The organism is uncultured Pontibacter sp. (genome assembly GCF_947499215.1).
GTDB lineage: Bacteria > Bacteroidota > Bacteroidia > Cytophagales > Hymenobacteraceae > Pontibacter.
The window spans coordinates 694,524-709,224 of the sequence record NZ_CANMNI010000001.1 but is presented as its reverse complement, the minus strand read 5'-3'; the positions used below and the strand labels follow the sequence as shown (position 1 = coordinate 709,224).

At 51.4% G+C, this 14,701-nt stretch carries 12 protein-coding genes; 2 read left to right on the top strand and 10 right to left on the bottom strand.

Translation table 11 applies throughout. The annotated features are described in order from the left end of the window. The first annotated feature begins 48 nt into the window (after positions 1-48). Positions 49-987, top strand: a complete 939-nt coding sequence (locus Q1A04_RS03105; protein WP_299701068.1) for a YihY/virulence factor BrkB family protein — start codon at positions 49-51, stop codon at positions 985-987. 54 nt (positions 988-1,041) lie between these two features. On the opposite strand, the gene Q1A04_RS03100 is transcribed toward Q1A04_RS03105, so the two are convergent. Continuing rightward, the gene (locus tag Q1A04_RS03100; RefSeq protein ID WP_299701065.1) at positions 1,042-2,025 is read right to left on the bottom strand and encodes a pyruvate dehydrogenase complex E1 component subunit beta; all 984 of its coding nucleotides are present in this window, start codon (positions 2,023-2,025) and stop codon (positions 1,042-1,044) included. A gap of 73 nt (positions 2,026-2,098) precedes the next feature. Further along, positions 2,099-3,886 carry a tetratricopeptide repeat protein gene (locus tag Q1A04_RS03095; RefSeq protein WP_299701062.1) on the bottom strand — a complete coding sequence of 596 codons (1,788 nt, stop codon included), beginning with the start codon at positions 3,884-3,886 and terminating at the stop codon, positions 2,099-2,101. A 132-nt stretch (positions 3,887-4,018) separates the two neighbouring features. Between Q1A04_RS03095 and Q1A04_RS03090 the strand changes: the two genes are divergently transcribed. Further along, on the top strand, positions 4,019-4,237 hold the full coding sequence (locus Q1A04_RS03090) for a PspC domain-containing protein (RefSeq protein ID WP_299701059.1): 219 nt from the start codon (positions 4,019-4,021) through the stop codon (positions 4,235-4,237). Here the strand turns inward: Q1A04_RS03090 and Q1A04_RS03085 are convergent. The 8 genes from Q1A04_RS03085 to Q1A04_RS03050 form a co-directional block, all read right to left on the bottom strand. Next, complete coding sequence (locus Q1A04_RS03085) at positions 4,232-5,254, bottom strand: glycosyltransferase family 2 protein (RefSeq protein WP_299701056.1); 1,023 nt, start codon at positions 5,252-5,254, stop codon at positions 4,232-4,234. The two genes, Q1A04_RS03090 and Q1A04_RS03085, sit on opposite strands and share 6 nt — an antisense overlap. Then, positions 5,244-5,579: a YbaB/EbfC family nucleoid-associated protein gene (locus Q1A04_RS03080; RefSeq protein ID WP_299701053.1), complete on the bottom strand. Its 336-nt coding sequence runs from the start codon at positions 5,577-5,579 to the stop codon at positions 5,244-5,246. The genes Q1A04_RS03085 and Q1A04_RS03080 overlap by 11 nt, the downstream gene beginning before the upstream one ends. A 171-nt stretch (positions 5,580-5,750) precedes the next feature. Further along, the gene (locus Q1A04_RS03075; RefSeq protein WP_299701050.1) at positions 5,751-7,703 is read right to left on the bottom strand and encodes a gliding motility-associated C-terminal domain-containing protein; all 1,953 of its coding nucleotides are present in this window, start codon (positions 7,701-7,703) and stop codon (positions 5,751-5,753) included. A gap of 228 nt (positions 7,704-7,931) precedes the next feature. Next, positions 7,932-9,437, bottom strand: a complete 1,506-nt coding sequence (gene hutH / locus Q1A04_RS03070) for a histidine ammonia-lyase (RefSeq protein ID WP_299701047.1) — start codon at positions 9,435-9,437, stop codon at positions 7,932-7,934. 8 nt (positions 9,438-9,445) lie between these two features. Continuing rightward, entirely contained in the window at positions 9,446-10,852 is a 1,407-nt protein-coding gene (gene hisS, locus Q1A04_RS03065) for a histidine--tRNA ligase (RefSeq protein WP_299701044.1), read from the bottom strand. A gap of 56 nt (positions 10,853-10,908) precedes the next feature. Next, positions 10,909-12,291, bottom strand: a complete 1,383-nt coding sequence (locus tag Q1A04_RS03060) for an undecaprenyl-phosphate glucose phosphotransferase (RefSeq protein WP_299701041.1) — start codon at positions 12,289-12,291, stop codon at positions 10,909-10,911. Between the two features lie 28 nt (positions 12,292-12,319). Further along, positions 12,320-13,465, bottom strand: a complete 1,146-nt coding sequence (locus tag Q1A04_RS03055) for a glycosyltransferase family 4 protein (RefSeq protein WP_299701039.1) — start codon at positions 13,463-13,465, stop codon at positions 12,320-12,322. Beyond that, a complete protein-coding gene (locus Q1A04_RS03050) occupies positions 13,446-14,684 on the bottom strand; it encodes an O-antigen ligase (RefSeq protein ID WP_299701038.1) in 1,239 nt (412 codons plus the stop codon). The genes Q1A04_RS03055 and Q1A04_RS03050 overlap by 20 nt, the downstream gene beginning before the upstream one ends. Positions 14,685-14,701: the final 17 nt, after the last annotated feature.

Sequence of the window (14,701 nt, the reverse complement as noted above, 5' to 3'; positions counted from 1 at the left end):
ATGAGCGCTTTGCCGTATGGGTTTATTTAAGGGAAACCAAAAGCAGGTATGCGCAAAAAGCTAAAAACGACTTGGGAGCTCACAAAGCAGACGTTTAAGAAGTTCATGGACGACAATCCCTTGGACTATGCTGCTATCATCGGCTTTTATACCATCTTCTCGCTGCCGGCTGTCCTGATAATCGTTATCCGGATTGCCGGGATTTTCTTTGGTCAGGATGCTGTCAGGGGAGAAGTGGTGGAGCAGGTGGGAGGGATTGTAGGGCGTAACAGTGCAGCACAGATACAGAGTATCATCGAAAACGCCAGTCAGTCAGAGGCCAGCACAATAGGTACCGTCATCGGCGTAGTAGTCATGATGTTCAGTGCCACTACAGTTTTTGTTGCTCTTCAGGATTCGATCAATGCCATTTGGGGGGTAAAAGCTAAAGCGGAGAAAGGGCTTATGAAGCTTGTGGTGGGGCGTTTGCTCTCTCTGGCGCTGGTAGTGAGCTTCGGGTTTCTGCTGCTCGTGTCGCTCTCCATTGATGTGCTGCTAGGGTTGGTGTATGCCTACCTGCGAGAGCAACTGTCCGGTATAGCCATCTACCTTGTCACGATCGGTAATATACTGGTCTCCATTGTTATCGCCTCGGTCATTTTTGCAGCTATTTACAGAGTATTGCCTGATGCCAAAATACGCTGGGCAAACGTCTGGATGGGGGCTGTGGTGACAGCCATATTATTCACATTGGGTAAATTCATCCTCAACATCTATTTCCAGCACGATCCGCTGGCCGACACCTATGGGGCTGCCGGCTCACTGGTGCTTATTCTGGTCTGGGTGTATTATACCTCTATCATATTCCTACTTGGCGCCGAATTCACGCAAGTATACTCCGAAGAGCATGATCGAGGTATAAGACCATCTGATACAGCCGTAAAAGTAGAGAAACAGGAAGTGGAGACAGATGAGGATACAGGCAAGGTAGAAGTGAAGAAGAAATAAAAAGGGCGAAGCACCAAACCAGTGCTTCGCCCTTTTACTATGTTCAAAAGCTGATTAAGCCTTCTTGTACATCACTTGTTTTACCGCCTCGATCGTGCGCTCTACGTTTGGAAGCGATGCTTCGATCAGGGTCGGAGCATAAGGAAGTGGCACGTCGCGGCAAGTTACACGCTTCACAGGGGCGTCCATGTAATCAAACGCATTGCTTTGAATGTGGTATGCCAGCTCGGCGGAGATAGAGGCCAGTGGCCATGCTTCTTCCACTACTACCATGCGGTTTGTCTTCTTTACAGACTCAATCAAAGTCTTATAGTCGATCGGACGCACGGTGCGCAGGTCGATCACCTCGGCGTTGATACCGTCTTTGGCTAGTTCTTCAGCGGCGGCCAGCACCACTTTCATCATCTTGCCAAAAGAAACAATCGTCACATCAGAGCCTTCGCGCTTGATGTCAGCCACACCGATCGGAATCAGGTACTCTTCTTCAGGTACCTCGCCTTTGTCGCCATACATCTGCTCCGATTCCATGAAGATAACCGGATCGTTGTCGCGGATAGAAGACTTTAGGAGGCCTTTGGCGTCGTAAGGGTTGGAAGGTACCACTACTTTAAGACCCGGTGTGTTGGCATACCAGTTCTCGAAGTTCTGGGAGTGCTGCGAAGACAGCATACCCGCGCTGCCAGTCGGACCACGGAATACCATCGGGCAAGAGTACTGCCCACCTGACATCGACATCATTTTGGCGGCAGAGTTGATCACTTGGTCAATGGCCACCAGCGAGAAGTTGAAGGTCATGAACTCCACGATTGGGCGCAGGCCGTTCATAGAGGCGCCTACACCGATACCGGCAAAGCCAAGCTCGGCAATAGGGGTGTCGATCACACGCTCCGGACCAAACTCGTCCAGCATGCCTTGGCTTACTTTGTAGGCTCCGTTATATTCTGCCACTTCTTCACCCATCAGGAAAACGCTCTCGTCGCGGCGCATTTCCTCTGACATAGCTTCACGAAGGGCTTCTCTAAACTGTATACTTCGCATATAAATGTTTAATTCTCGGTTCTGTGGGTAAAATTAAGATAAGTCTGTCAATTTGCAATGTATAATCGGCAACTTATCGCACTAGGGAGTCTCTGAATTTTTGCTGACCGTGGTAGGCGCTGAACTCCGGATCGTCGAACGCCTTTTGCATGTAAGACTGGTCCTTCCGGATGGCACGGCGCAGGTGAATGGTCATACGGCCCTCGTTCTGCTGACGAGCACCCACAATGGCAAGTGAATAGTGCGCCAGCGGGTCTTCCTCCTTCAATTCCAATGCCTTCTCGTAATAGCGGATGGCTCCCTCGTAGTTTTCTTTCAGCAGATAGCTCAAGCCTAGGTTCATGTTGGTCTGGTAGCTGTCGCCGGCGTAGGTCAGGCTGCGGATGGCCTCATCGTAGCGGCCCATTTCCATCTCAAGAGCTGCTTTGTCAGTAAAGATACGGTGCAGCAACTCCTGCTCAGCCCCCAGCTTAATGGCATAGTCGTAGATTTGGAGAGCTTTTTCGCGTTCGCCGCGCATGTGGTAGGCACTGGCCAGTGCATAGTTGACCTCGGCGGTTGGGTTACGGAAGCCGGCAAAGTTCAGGTTGTGAATAGCCTTGTCCAACAGGGCTTCTTTTGCCTTTGGGCGGTAGTCCTTGCGGGCCATTTCGTTGTACACCACGCCCAAGTTGTAGTAGGCAGGCCATTTGTCGGTGGTCTTTATAGCCGATTCGTACAATTTACGGCGCTCTTCCAGCAATGGGGTAAGGGTGGCGGCATATTGCAGTTCCTCGGCTGTGAGCACATCGGCACTGGCTGTTTCGTCGGCAATGCGGCGGGCCAGCAGGTATAGCTCGTAGTCCGATTTGCGGGCGCGATTGTAATCTACTTCCACACGGGCGAAGCGCATGGTAGGGTATACATAACGGTTGATGTAGTCGGCTGCGGCAGTGCGCTGCAGGGCAGCTACTTTCTGACGGTCGGTACCGGCTCCTTGCAGAATAGTAACCACTTCCTGTTTCTGGTCTTTCGGAAGGGCCGATTTGTCTATCTTCTCCAGCAGCGACTCCCAGTTGACAGGCTCCGTTTCTGTTTTGATGTCGACCTTCTTGCCCGAGTAGTCCAAGGCGCTCACTTTGCCACGGTAGTAGTCGGCAATGGCTTTGGCGCGTTTCCGGGCAAGGTCGGTTCCTTTCTCGTCGGGTGCCTGACTGCCTATGATCTTTATAGTCTGTCGCTTCACCGTGTCCATGGCGTACTGATCGAGCACGTCAAGGTTTTCCCCCAAGTAGCTCTTGGTGGTAAACTGGTTTGGGTCGAAATAAAAGAGCAGCGTAGCCGGACCCTCGGCCATTGTCTTATAGTTGTCGGGCACGTAGTCGAACTCGTTGCTGCGCACCATCAGGAGCGCCGTGGTATTGAGACCCACTGCCACCTGCTCCTCCGGCGTATACTTCACGCGGTCACGCTTCCGCTTATCAATGGCCGTGCCCTGTACCAACAGACGACCTTTCGCTTTATGCGGGGCGTAAGGGAAGGTGAATTCCTGTGTGATGGTCGGCTGCCTATTCTCGTACAGGTACTGGCCCACATCGAAGTTAAGGGCCCCGAGGTGTTCGCGCTGCTGTCCGGCCGCCTCGTAAACCACATCTATCTTGTAGCGGTAGTCTTGATTCTTTTTGAGCATGTTCTCCGGCAATGTGGCTTTCATCTCAAATACCACTTCTTCGCCGTTGGTCACTAAAGGGCTGGGAGTTACTACTATTTCCTGATTTTCAGCCTGTTTTACCATTCGCTGCAGGGTGCAGCCTGTGTTGGACAGGAGCAAAAGAGAAGCAACCGGCAGGAACAATGCGGCGGTTTTTTTGTTGTGTATCATATCGCTTTCGGGCAATTAACGTAAGATATACACTACAGCGTGTATTCCGACGTTAGCTATACTTGATTTCTGTGTATTTATTTTGACAGATTTCTATTTAATTCCTACTTTTAAATTTAAAACAAAACGAACTTGAAAAGGCTACAATACTTTATCGAATCTCAGGCTTTCGGTGTCTGCACCATGTTGGGAGAGAAGCTGGGTATTGCCTCCAGCAGCATTCGCCTGTCTTTCATCTATGTTTCGTTTCTTACCTTTGGCTCACCGGTCATCGTCTACTTCATCATGGCCTTCTGGATGAACGTGAGCAAAAGCCTCCGCCGGGAACGAAACACGGTCTGGGACCTATAAGTCCCCCACCGTGCGGCGCTGCCGCACAAAATACTCCCACACCACACTGCCTCTGTAAACGCCGGTCATGGTCGGAAAAGTGCCTTTGGGCTGCTGTTCTTTCCGGCGCTTTCGCCAGTATTTGCTGTTGCGAAGCAAAGCGGCATGTGCATCGAGCACAGCTTTTGCATCGGCCCGCTGGCCGGCGAGCAGCATGCGAAGCGCCGCCACCCAGTCCAGCAGGATGCGAATAACAACAGTTGAAAACAGCTCGTCAGCGGGCAGATTTTTGTATAATAGAGCCAGTCCGTTACGGAAGTTCAGAAAAGTTTTGCGTGGATTGGACTTGTGCAACGTACCGCCACCCACGTGGTATACCTGACTGTGCCCGTTATATAGCACCTTATATCCCACATTCTTGGCACGCCAGCAAAAGTCGATTTCCTCCATGTGTGCGAAAAAGGCCGGTTCCAGACCTCCTAAACCATGGTATACATTGGCTCTTACGAACATGCAAGCCCCGGTCGCCCAAAATACCTCCGTCACATCGTTGTATTGCCCTTTGTCCTCCTCCAGCGTCTCGAACATTCTTCCGCGGCAGTAGGGGTAGCCTAAGGCATCCAACATTCCGCCTGCGGCTCCGGCATACTCAAAAAACTCTGGGTGCTGTTGTGCCAAAATCTTGGGCTGGCAGACGGCAATATTCTCATCCGCCTCCATTAGCTGAATGATAGGCTCGGTCCAACCCGGCGGTACGGCCACATCGGAGTTAAGCAGCACATAATACTTTGCTTCTACTTGACGTAGGGCCATGTTATACCCCTCGCAGAAACCGTAGTTGTCGTCGTTTTGGATGATGCGCACCTCCGGGAAGTGCTCTTTCAAGAAAGGAATGGAGCCATCGGAAGAGTTATTGTCAGCCACTATGACCTCGCAGCCCGGACTATTCTCCACAACCGATGGCAGGAACTCCTGCAAATAGCGGAGCCCGTTCCAGTTAAGTATAACAATAGCCGTGAGGCTGGGATTAGAGACCAAAGTTTCCTAAATCTAGACCGGGGATGTTAGGTAAAAGGCCCTCTGTGCTCTTCTTCATTTCTTCCTGCGCACGCTCACCTGCTGTCAGCATGGCGTTGTTCACAGCGGCTACCACGAGGTCGTTCACCATATCGCGGTCATTGGTGTTCATAATCGACTCGTCAATTTCAATTTTGAGGAGTTTACGCTGTCCGTTCACGGTGGCTTTCACAAGGCCCGCACCCGACTCGGCGGTAACGGTGATATGCTGCAGGTTGTCCTGCGCTTCTTTCATTTTGGCTTGGACTTCTTTCATCTTGCCCATCATGCCCATCATATCAAACATAGTCTATCTTCTTTTTGGTGTACTGTACAGGTATAAACGTCCCTCTGTGCCGAGGGGGTATACAAATATACAAGCATATCTTAAAAATAAGGGGAAAATGGTGCAAGAAGGCGGCAGATCAGGTATGGCTTGAGAATAATTAAGTATACCACTTGAATGGAAATACAGAACTTAACGCAACAGCGTAACGGTGCCGGTGCGGCGTTTCGCTTCGCCACTGGTGCTCACGATGTTAATCTCGTAGGCGTAGGCCCCGGCGGGCTGGGGTTTTCCTTGATAAGTGCCGTCCCAAGCACTGTTGCGGTCATCAGAGGTGAAAACTACGTTCCCCATGCTGTTGTATACCTTGATGTTGAAAGACTGGATGAAACGGCCTTTTACCTCCAGCACGTCATTTAGCCCATCACCGTTCGGCGTAAAGGCATTCGGGATGTGTACCTGCAGAGGTTGCTGCACCACTACCATATTAGAGTAAGAAACAGCGCTGCTATTGCCCGAGACGACTTTAATGCGGTAGCGCAACTCCTGCAAATCGTCGCTCAGGTTGCGGTCGATAAAGGTATTGCCCGTGGCAGGATAGCTGGTAACCACTTGGTTGTCGGCATTCAAAAGTTCGATGCTATAGCTGCTTACCCCATCCGGAAAGCCTACATACCCTGTCCAGCCGAGTGAGATGATCGGCGCGTTTTCCTGTGGTAGTGCGATCAGGTATACAGGGCAGGTCGTGTTGCTGAAGGTAGAAGTTCGCTCGCAGGGATTGGTATAGCTGGCCCGGTAACATACCGGACTCAAAGGCTGCAGCGGATCAACATGCTCTGGTTGTTGCCCGCTGGCCAAATCGGCAAACGGTTCTCCATCAATGCTACGCTGGAAGCGGACCTGCTGGGCTGCCTCTCCTGCTGGAACAGTCAGTTTAAGCTGGATCTGATTGTTTTCGTCGTAGGAGCTGTAAAGGTAGCCCGCAGGTGGGGTGGCGGTAGAAGTAACCTGTAGGCAACGGGAGACAGAAACGGAGCGGCTCTGCCCTCCGTTGGCTATACCTGTTATTTGGTAGCAATAGTTCTCTCCGCAGCTCAGGTTAGGGTCTGTGTAATTGCTAGTGGTGCCGCTTACCTCTGTTAAAAGATTCCCATCCCGGTATATGGCGTAGCTTTGCACGTTGCCGGATATACCTGTCCAGTTGAGTATAGCCTGTTCATCTCCAGCTTGCACGCCTAGCACCAAGCTGCTGACCGGTGCTGAGAAAATCTGAAGCTGATTGCCACAGTCATCCGCAGGGCGCACCCGGTACTGCGCCGCTTCACTGGTATTTAAGTCGCTTACCCGCAGGTTTGGTAAAACATTTTGCATGACTGGTGCCGTTGTGAAAACGGCTTCAAAATTACTTGTGGCAGGAGATCGTCGCTCCACCACGTAGCGGTAGCCCGGTAGCAGATTTTGCAAAGTGAAGCTTATTTCGCCGTTAACTGCTTCGTTTAATACTTCCAATTGCGAAATGAGAGGAGTGGGGGGCGTGGGCAGAATCGTAACTGTCTGCGAACTACTTGTCTCACAGGAGCCTCCGCTATACTTGCCACTTACGTTAATGGTATAGGAGGAGGTCGCGCCACGGTAGGTATGGGTTGCCTGTTCCCCTGACGCCACATCGCGCACCACCGTGTTGTCGCCATAATTGATGTCGTACAGATCGTAACCCGTGTCGGCAATGGTGACTTTAACGGAACTGCTGGCGCAAGCCTGCACTGTAAAATCAGGGGCCGGAGTGGCTACTACCTTGAAGGTGCGCGGAAAAGGCGGGCTGGTACCACCGCTGCCCTGTCGGTTGATGATCTGGGTGATGATGTACGAGCCGGGCTGGGTATAGGTATACTGGTAGCTCCCGTCTGCACCACGTTGCACCAGTTTGCTTTGGTCGTAGTTGGTGCCGTCGAAAGCGTTGGGTCCGGGATCGTAAAAGATGATGTCCAGCTCGTTAGGGTCGGGGGTGCAGTCTACAAAATAAACTGGCGTGCCCACACAGATGACTGAAACCTCCACACCGTTCTGAATAGCCCGGAAACAACCGTCCTGCCCAAGAGCAGGTATAGAAGCCAGCAGAATTGATATGAAAAGCAGAAACCTCAAGCGATAGGTATAGGGTATGCTACGAAGATAGTCAAGCGGCTGTAAGTTGAAAAGCCTATACCTAAATTTCAGGGAAGGGGACTGACTTTCGCTGCTCAGCCTGAAGAAAAATGGGAACTTACCTGTTGCTAAATGTGAAAAATGATTCGCCGCACCAGAATGTTCTTTAACAAATAATCCGCAACAGCTAGCAAGGCCATTGCGGATTCCTGATTTTTAGTGTAGTGGCTAGGCCATCGAAATGGTCCAGCTATACGCTCTCAAAAAATCCACGCTGCGCTCCATGTCTGGATGCATCACGCGGTCGGTGCTTACAAAAGGAATCTGCTCCCGGAAGTCAGCAAATAGCTGCTCCAGCTGAGGCGAAGTGCGCATCGGACGTCTGAACTCGATCGCCTGTGCGGCATTCATCAGCTCGATAGCCAGCACGCGCTCCACATTCTGCACTACTTTATACAGCTTCGTAGCCGCATTCGAGCCCATGCTCACATGGTCCTCCTGCCCGTTAGACGAAGGGATGGTGTCGATAGATGCCGGCGTACAAAGTTGTTTGGTCTGACTCACGATGGAGGCGGCCGTATACTGCGTGATCATGAAACCGGAGTTTAGGCCGGGCTCTGCTACCAAAAAGTCCGGTAAACCGCGACTGCCAGATATCAGTTGGTAGGTACGACGCTCTGAGATACTGCCCAACTCCGCCAACGCGATCGCCAGAAAGTCCAGCGCCAAAGCCAGTGGCTGCCCGTGGAAGTTACCGCCTGAGATGATCTCATCCTCATCGGGAAAGATGTTCGGATTGTCGGTCACGGAATTGACCTCTGTCAAAATAACTCCTTCGGCGTAGCGGATGGCGTCTTTGGACGCGCCGTGTACCTGCGGAATGCAACGGAAGGAGTAAGGGTCCTGCACGTGCTGCTTATACTGCCCGATCAACTCACTGCCCTGCAATAACTGTCGGAAAGTAGCGGCCGTCTCCAGCTGCCCGGGATGTGGGCGGGCTTGGTGTATGAGGTTGTTAAACGGTTCGATGCGGCCGTCAAAAGCGTCCAGCGACAACGCGCCCACCACATCAGCCGTGCGTGACAGCCGAAGGCCCTGTAAAAGGCAATGCACACCGTAAGCACTCATAAACTGTGTGCCGTTTAGCAAGGCAAGGCCTTCTTTGGCTTGCAGCGCAATCGGCTCCCAACTGAACATCTCCAGCACGTGGCGGCTCTCCAGCCGATAGCCTTGGTAGTATACCTCACCCAGTCCGATCAGAGGCAGGCAAAGGTGTGCCAAAGGTGCCAAGTCACCACTGGCTCCGAGTGACCCCTGCTGGTACACGATCGGGTAGATGTCGCGGTTATAAAAGTCGATCAGACGCTTCACCGTCTGCAACTGCACCCCACTGTTGCCATAAGCCAGAGACTGAATCTTAAGCAAAAGCATCAGTTTCACCACCTCGGCCGGCACCTCGTCACCCATCCCGCAGGCATGCGACATCATGAGGTTGCGCTGAAGTTGCTCGAGATTGTCATTTGAGATCTGCTTTTTGTAAAGTGACCCGAACCCCGTGTTGATGCCGTAAATGCTCTTATCGGAGTTGGCGATCTTGCGGTGCAGGTAGTCATAGCAGTGCAGTATGCGCTCCTCCGCCTCCTGCGACAGGGCCAAGGTATACCTGTGCTTAATTATGGTCTCGATGCGCTCCAGACTCAGGTGCTGGCTGGAGATGTGGTGTACGTCGCTCATAGCTTTGTTTATTTTGCTTCAGCTTTTAACTGGGCAATAATGTCGTCGATGTAAAGTTCGTCCTGTTCGCCGGTCTGCATGTCACGCAGTTTCAGCTTGCCGGATGCCATTTCTTCGGAACCGATCAGCAGCACAAATGGTATCTTCTTTTGGTCGGCATAGCTCATCTGCTTTTTCAGCTTGGCAGCCTCCGGGTATAGCTCCGAGGCTATACCTGCGTCGCGCAGTTTCTGCAGCAGGGGCAGGGCATAGCGCTCCGCCTCCTTGTCAAACTGCACGATCAGTACCTTAGTGCCCACTTCGCTGCTGGCTGGGAAAAGCTGCAACTCCTCCAAAACATCATAGATGCGGTCCACGCCAAAGGAGAAGCCCACACCTGACACGCCCGGCATGCCGAACATTCCCGTCAGGTTGTCGTATCGGCCGCCGCCGCTGATGCTGCCCATATTCGCATTGTTCACTTTCACCTCGAAAATGCAGCCAGTGTAGTAGGAGAGACCACGTGCCAATGTCACATCCAGTTGCAGACGCAACTTCCCCGACGGATTCTGCGTCGAAAGTGCGTAGCTGCCCAAGTTGTCTAAGTACTCCCATACTTCTCGCAGGTCTTTCAGGCCGCGCTGGCCTTCTTCAGTGCTGCCCAATAGGGTTTGCAGCTGGTCTAAGATTTCTGCGTTAGATCCCTTCAGATCATAAAGCGGCTCAAGTTTGTCCACGGCACCTTCGGCTATACCTCGGTCCTGCAGTTCTTTGCGCACGCCTTCCGCCCCGATCTTGTCGAGCTTGTCAATAGCCACACAGATATCGCCCTCTCGACCTTTTTCCCCGATAGCCTCGGCTATACCTGCTAGTATACCGCGGTGGTTGATCTTGATCGTGAAGTCTGTCATGCCCAGCGTGCTCAGCACCTCGTCGATCATCTGCACGATCTCCGCCTCACACAGTAGCGAATTGGTGCCCACCACATCGGCATCGCACTGGTAAAACTCACGGTAGCGTCCCCGCTGCGGACGGTCGGCACGCCATACCGGCTGGATTTGGTATCGCTTGAACGGGAAGCTGATCTCGTTGCGGTTCATCACCACAAAACGGGCGAAAGGCACTGTCAGGTCGTAGCGCAAGGCTTTCTCTGAAATCTTCCTTGTCAATTGTTTGGAGCCCTGCTCGATGTCAGCAGCAGTGGTTTTGGACAGGAAGTCGCCGGAGTTCAGGATCTTGAAGATCAACTGGTCACCCTCGTCGCCATACTTGCCGGTGAGCACGGAAAGCTGCTCCATGGCTGGTGTTTCGAGCGGCAGGTAGCCGAATTTCTCGAAGGTGCGCTTGATCACGCCGAATATATAGTTGCGTTTGACCACTACGGCTGGGCCAAAATCGCGTGTTCCTTTCGGTATAGATGGTTTCTCTTTGCTCATGTTCTCAACTTTGCAGGCGAAGTTACTAAAACAGGAGCAAATGCGGCACCTGAATTTTAAAAGGCGTTGTCCTCGCCCCGCACCATGTTGTAGATGGTATAGAAGACGATTTTAAGGTCAAGGAAGAAAGACCAGTTCTCTAGGTAGAAGATATCCAGCTTCACGCGACCACGGATCTGGTAGTTTGAACTGGTGTCGCCGCGGTAACCGCGCACCTGCGAAAGACCCGTAATGCCCGGTTTGATAAAATGGCGGACCATATACTTTTCAGCCACCAAGGCATACTCCTCGTTCACCTTCAGCATGTGAGGTCGGGGGCCTACAATGGACATCTGTCCTAAAAACACATTGAAAAACTGTGGTAATTCGTCAAGGCTCGTCTTACGAAGGAAGGCCCCAATGCGTGTAATACGAGAGTCGCCGCGCCGTGCCAGCAGCGAGTTCGCCTCGTTATTCACGTACATCGACCGCAGCTTCCAGCAGCGGAAAGTCTGGTAGTTAATACCCGAGCGCTCCTGTCCGAAAAAAACCGGTCCCCGTGAGTCGATTTTAATAAGCAAGGCCAGCAAAGGAAGAAGCCAAGAGAGAAAGAAGATGATGACAAGCGAGGAGAATACGATGTCAAAAGTTCGCTTCACCGCTTTATTAAAGGTGTCGTCGAGCGGAATGGAGCGAAACACGAGCACCGGCAGCATGTCATAAAAATCGAGCTTGAGGCGGGTGTGCGGAAAAGCGCCGGGCTCCGGCAGGAATTTTATTCGGATAAGGTGATCATCGGCATAGTTCATGAGGCGGATCACTTGATGACGTCTCAGTTCAAAAGGGCTGCAATAAATCTCGTCAACATGATGCTCCTCTAGGTATGGCTCCACATCTTCAATCTGTCCAAGGACCTCCGGTTCGCCTACGGAGTTGTCGTCGAAGTAGCCTTGAAAGCTATAGCCGTATTCGGGGTGCGTATGAAAGAAGCGCTGCAGTTCCCGGCCGGACTTCCCCATTCCCACGATCACGACGAAACGTTTGTTGTAGCCCTGCTTCCGGAAGTAGCGCAATAGATAAATGACCACCAGACGGTAAAAGGCCACCAGTGCCGTCAGTATACCATAGTGGTAGAGCAGAAACTCACGCGACAGACCTCGAATTTCAAAAATACTCAGAATACTCTCAAGCAATAGGATGTAGAGAATGACCATTTTGAGCACGCTCGCAAACACCTTGGCGGAGTGGACAATGCGATGGAACTTGTACGTGCCAAGCAAATAAGCGCAACCATACCATGCTGCCAAAGAAATCAGCACAAACTGCAGATGCCGTGCCGTTAAAAAAACGTCTACCTGTCCGTTTGTAAGCACACTTGCCATAGCCGATGACAGCAGAATGGAGGCTGCATCACCAGTGGCATGAAGGGGTTTGATGTATTTATTGTATAATCCCGGCATAATATCTCAATACAAATATATTGAATTATCAATTGTATTGAGCAATAGCGTCTTTTACATAAGACTGTATATTAGTTCTGAAGTTGGCGATGCTGAAGCGTTCAGCATGGCTGCGAATCAGGTGCGGGTCAAGCTGGGGTTCCAGCGCCTCAAACCGCAGGATAGCCTGTTGGAGGGAGACAACGGTTTGCTCCGGGTATAACACGCCGGTTTGGCCGTCGTGCACCGTCTCGCAAGCACCACCCTTACCGAGGGCAATCACAGGGGTGCCACAGGCTTGTGCCTCGACAGGCAGAATGCCAAAATCCTCTTCTGCGGCAAACACGAAGGCCCTCGCTCTTTGCAAATGGTCTCGCAGCACCTCAAATGCCTGATAACCCATGAGGTTAACATTGGTGGTGGCTTTGGCTTTTACTTTCTGAAAATCGGGGCCGTCACCGATCACGATAAGTTTTTTGTCAGGCATCTGGGCGAAAGCCTCCACAATCATATCCATCTTTTTGTAGGGAACAAGGCGGGAGGCGGCCAGATAAAAGTCTTCTTTTGAAGTGGTCAGAGTAAAGTCCTCCACCGCCACCGGTGGATAAATGACCTTAGACTCCCTGTTGTATACCTTGCGGATACGGCGACCGATGTAGCCGGAGTTGGCGATGAAATGATCGACACGATTGGCCGTGGTAAAGTCCCACATACGGATATAGTGCAGCATCATTTTGGCCACAAAGCCTTTTAGGCCTTTGTTCAACCCGGACTCCCGTAGGTACTGGTGGTACAGGTCCCACGCGTAGCGGATGGGGGAGTGACAATAGCAGATGTGTACCTGATTGGCATGGGTGAGCACGCCCTTAGCCATGGCGTGGCTGCTACTGATAACGAGGTCGTAACCCGAAACATCCAACTGCTCGATGGCAAGCGGCATTAGGGCAAGGTAATTCCGGTAGTATTTCTTGGCGAAAGGCAGCTTCTGTATAAAGGTAGTCCTCGATTTTTTGTGCAGCATGTGCTTACGCAGCTGGTCCGGCATAAAGTCGATCACCGCATACAGATCCGCCTCTGGGAACAGGTGCAACAGCTGCTCCACTACCCGCTCAGAACCAGAGTAGTCCACAAACCACTCGTGTATGATGGCTATTTTAAGTTGCGCTGCATCCACTTTAATCAGCGTTTTTTCCATGTTTCTGTTTGAAAGCCAGTACACTGGTGATGAAAGAGAAAAGAATCAAGCCTTTCTGGGCATTAAAAACACTTTCTGTAACGCCGCACATTGAGTAGAGCATCACAAAGCCTGTCAGCAGATAGACCTCATAACGAAACGACAGATGTAATAGATAAGCCAAGGTAGCTATGTAAGTCAAAACACCGGTAAGCCCCAGTGCAAGTGCAAGCTGTATGTACTGGTTGTGTGCATCCAAGCGCTGCTCAGCTTCCTTTACAAGGCCCGATTTCCTGTACTGCACCACCTGTTCGTCTCTTGCATCACCGCTTCCAATACCGATGATGGGATGTTGTTTAATAAGCTCAAAACTGGAATGCCACAGTTGCTGCCGCTGTGAAACACCAGTGCCGCCTTCCATTTTTTGGCGAAGGTATGGAGTGTTCAGGTATAGCAACCCAAATACAGCCATAAATAGGACAAGAAACACTCCAACTTGAACATAGCGCTTCTGGGCGATGAAATGGGCGATACCCCCGATAAACAGAATGGTAATACCGGCCACTAAGGCTGTTCTCGAAGCAAGCGCAACTGAGAAAGTCAGAAAAAAGAAAAGCAACGAAACTAGAACTATAACTTTCCAACGCTTGGTGGACTCAGCGGCGTTTATGAGCCAGTATGTCACGATAAACATGCTCGTAACGGCATACATACTGAAGAAAGGGGAGTGAAAATCAATCTGTTTTGGGAGGAAGTAAGAAAAATAAACCCAGTCGATCTGCAGTGGCTGTCCCTCCGCCCTGTACAAGCCCTCTCCGTAAATCCGGTAAAGAAGCAGCGCGAGACTGGCCGCGGCCGCTATAAAACAAGCCAGTACAAAGGTATATAAATAGCGGTTTTGCCTTGCTTTGTCCTGCACCCTGCCGTAGAAAATAGGGGGGAGCAGCAGTAGTGATACTTTTAGCTCTAGTTCGGCGAACGCCGCCTGTGTGTTAGCGCTGTAAAGCAGCCCGACAAGGTATAGGAAGTATAGCAGGAGGTACACTTGGTACAGTCGCATCTTCAAAACGGCTCGCACATCTGTCCATGCGTGGCCACTGATTAGCCAAGCGACCACAGATAGTATCAGAAACAGAGAATTGACCTGGATCTTGAAAGGCATGGTCAGTATAAAGCCCAGCAGTCCGATTTCCAGTAATTTGTCTTTTAATGTAGGAGAGGTACTGTTTCTTAGTAGCATTAGTTTCCAGCATGGAT

What these genes read in the sequence shown, in the direction of transcription:
- Q1A04_RS03105 (WP_299701068.1), top strand. Translation starts at nt 49, where the DNA reads ATGCGCAAAAAGCTAAAAACGACTTGGGAGCTCACAAAGCAGACGTTT.
- Q1A04_RS03100 (WP_299701065.1), bottom strand. Translation starts at nt 2,025, where the DNA reads ATGCGAAGTATACAGTTTAGAGAAGCCCTTCGTGAAGCTATGTCAGAG.
- Q1A04_RS03095 (WP_299701062.1), bottom strand. Translation starts at nt 3,886, where the DNA reads ATGATACACAACAAAAAAACCGCCGCATTGTTCCTGCCGGTTGCTTCT.
- Q1A04_RS03080 (WP_299701053.1), bottom strand. Translation starts at nt 5,579, where the DNA reads ATGTTTGATATGATGGGCATGATGGGCAAGATGAAAGAAGTCCAAGCC.
- hutH (WP_299701047.1), bottom strand. Translation starts at nt 9,437, where the DNA reads ATGAGCGACGTACACCACATCTCCAGCCAGCACCTGAGTCTGGAGCGC.
- hisS (WP_299701044.1), bottom strand. Translation starts at nt 10,852, where the DNA reads ATGAGCAAAGAGAAACCATCTATACCGAAAGGAACACGCGATTTTGGC.
- Q1A04_RS03060 (WP_299701041.1), bottom strand. Translation starts at nt 12,291, where the DNA reads ATGCCGGGATTATACAATAAATACATCAAACCCCTTCATGCCACTGGT.
- Q1A04_RS03055 (WP_299701039.1), bottom strand. Translation starts at nt 13,465, where the DNA reads ATGGAAAAAACGCTGATTAAAGTGGATGCAGCGCAACTTAAAATAGCC.
- Q1A04_RS03050 (WP_299701038.1), bottom strand. Translation starts at nt 14,684, where the DNA reads ATGCTACTAAGAAACAGTACCTCTCCTACATTAAAAGACAAATTACTG.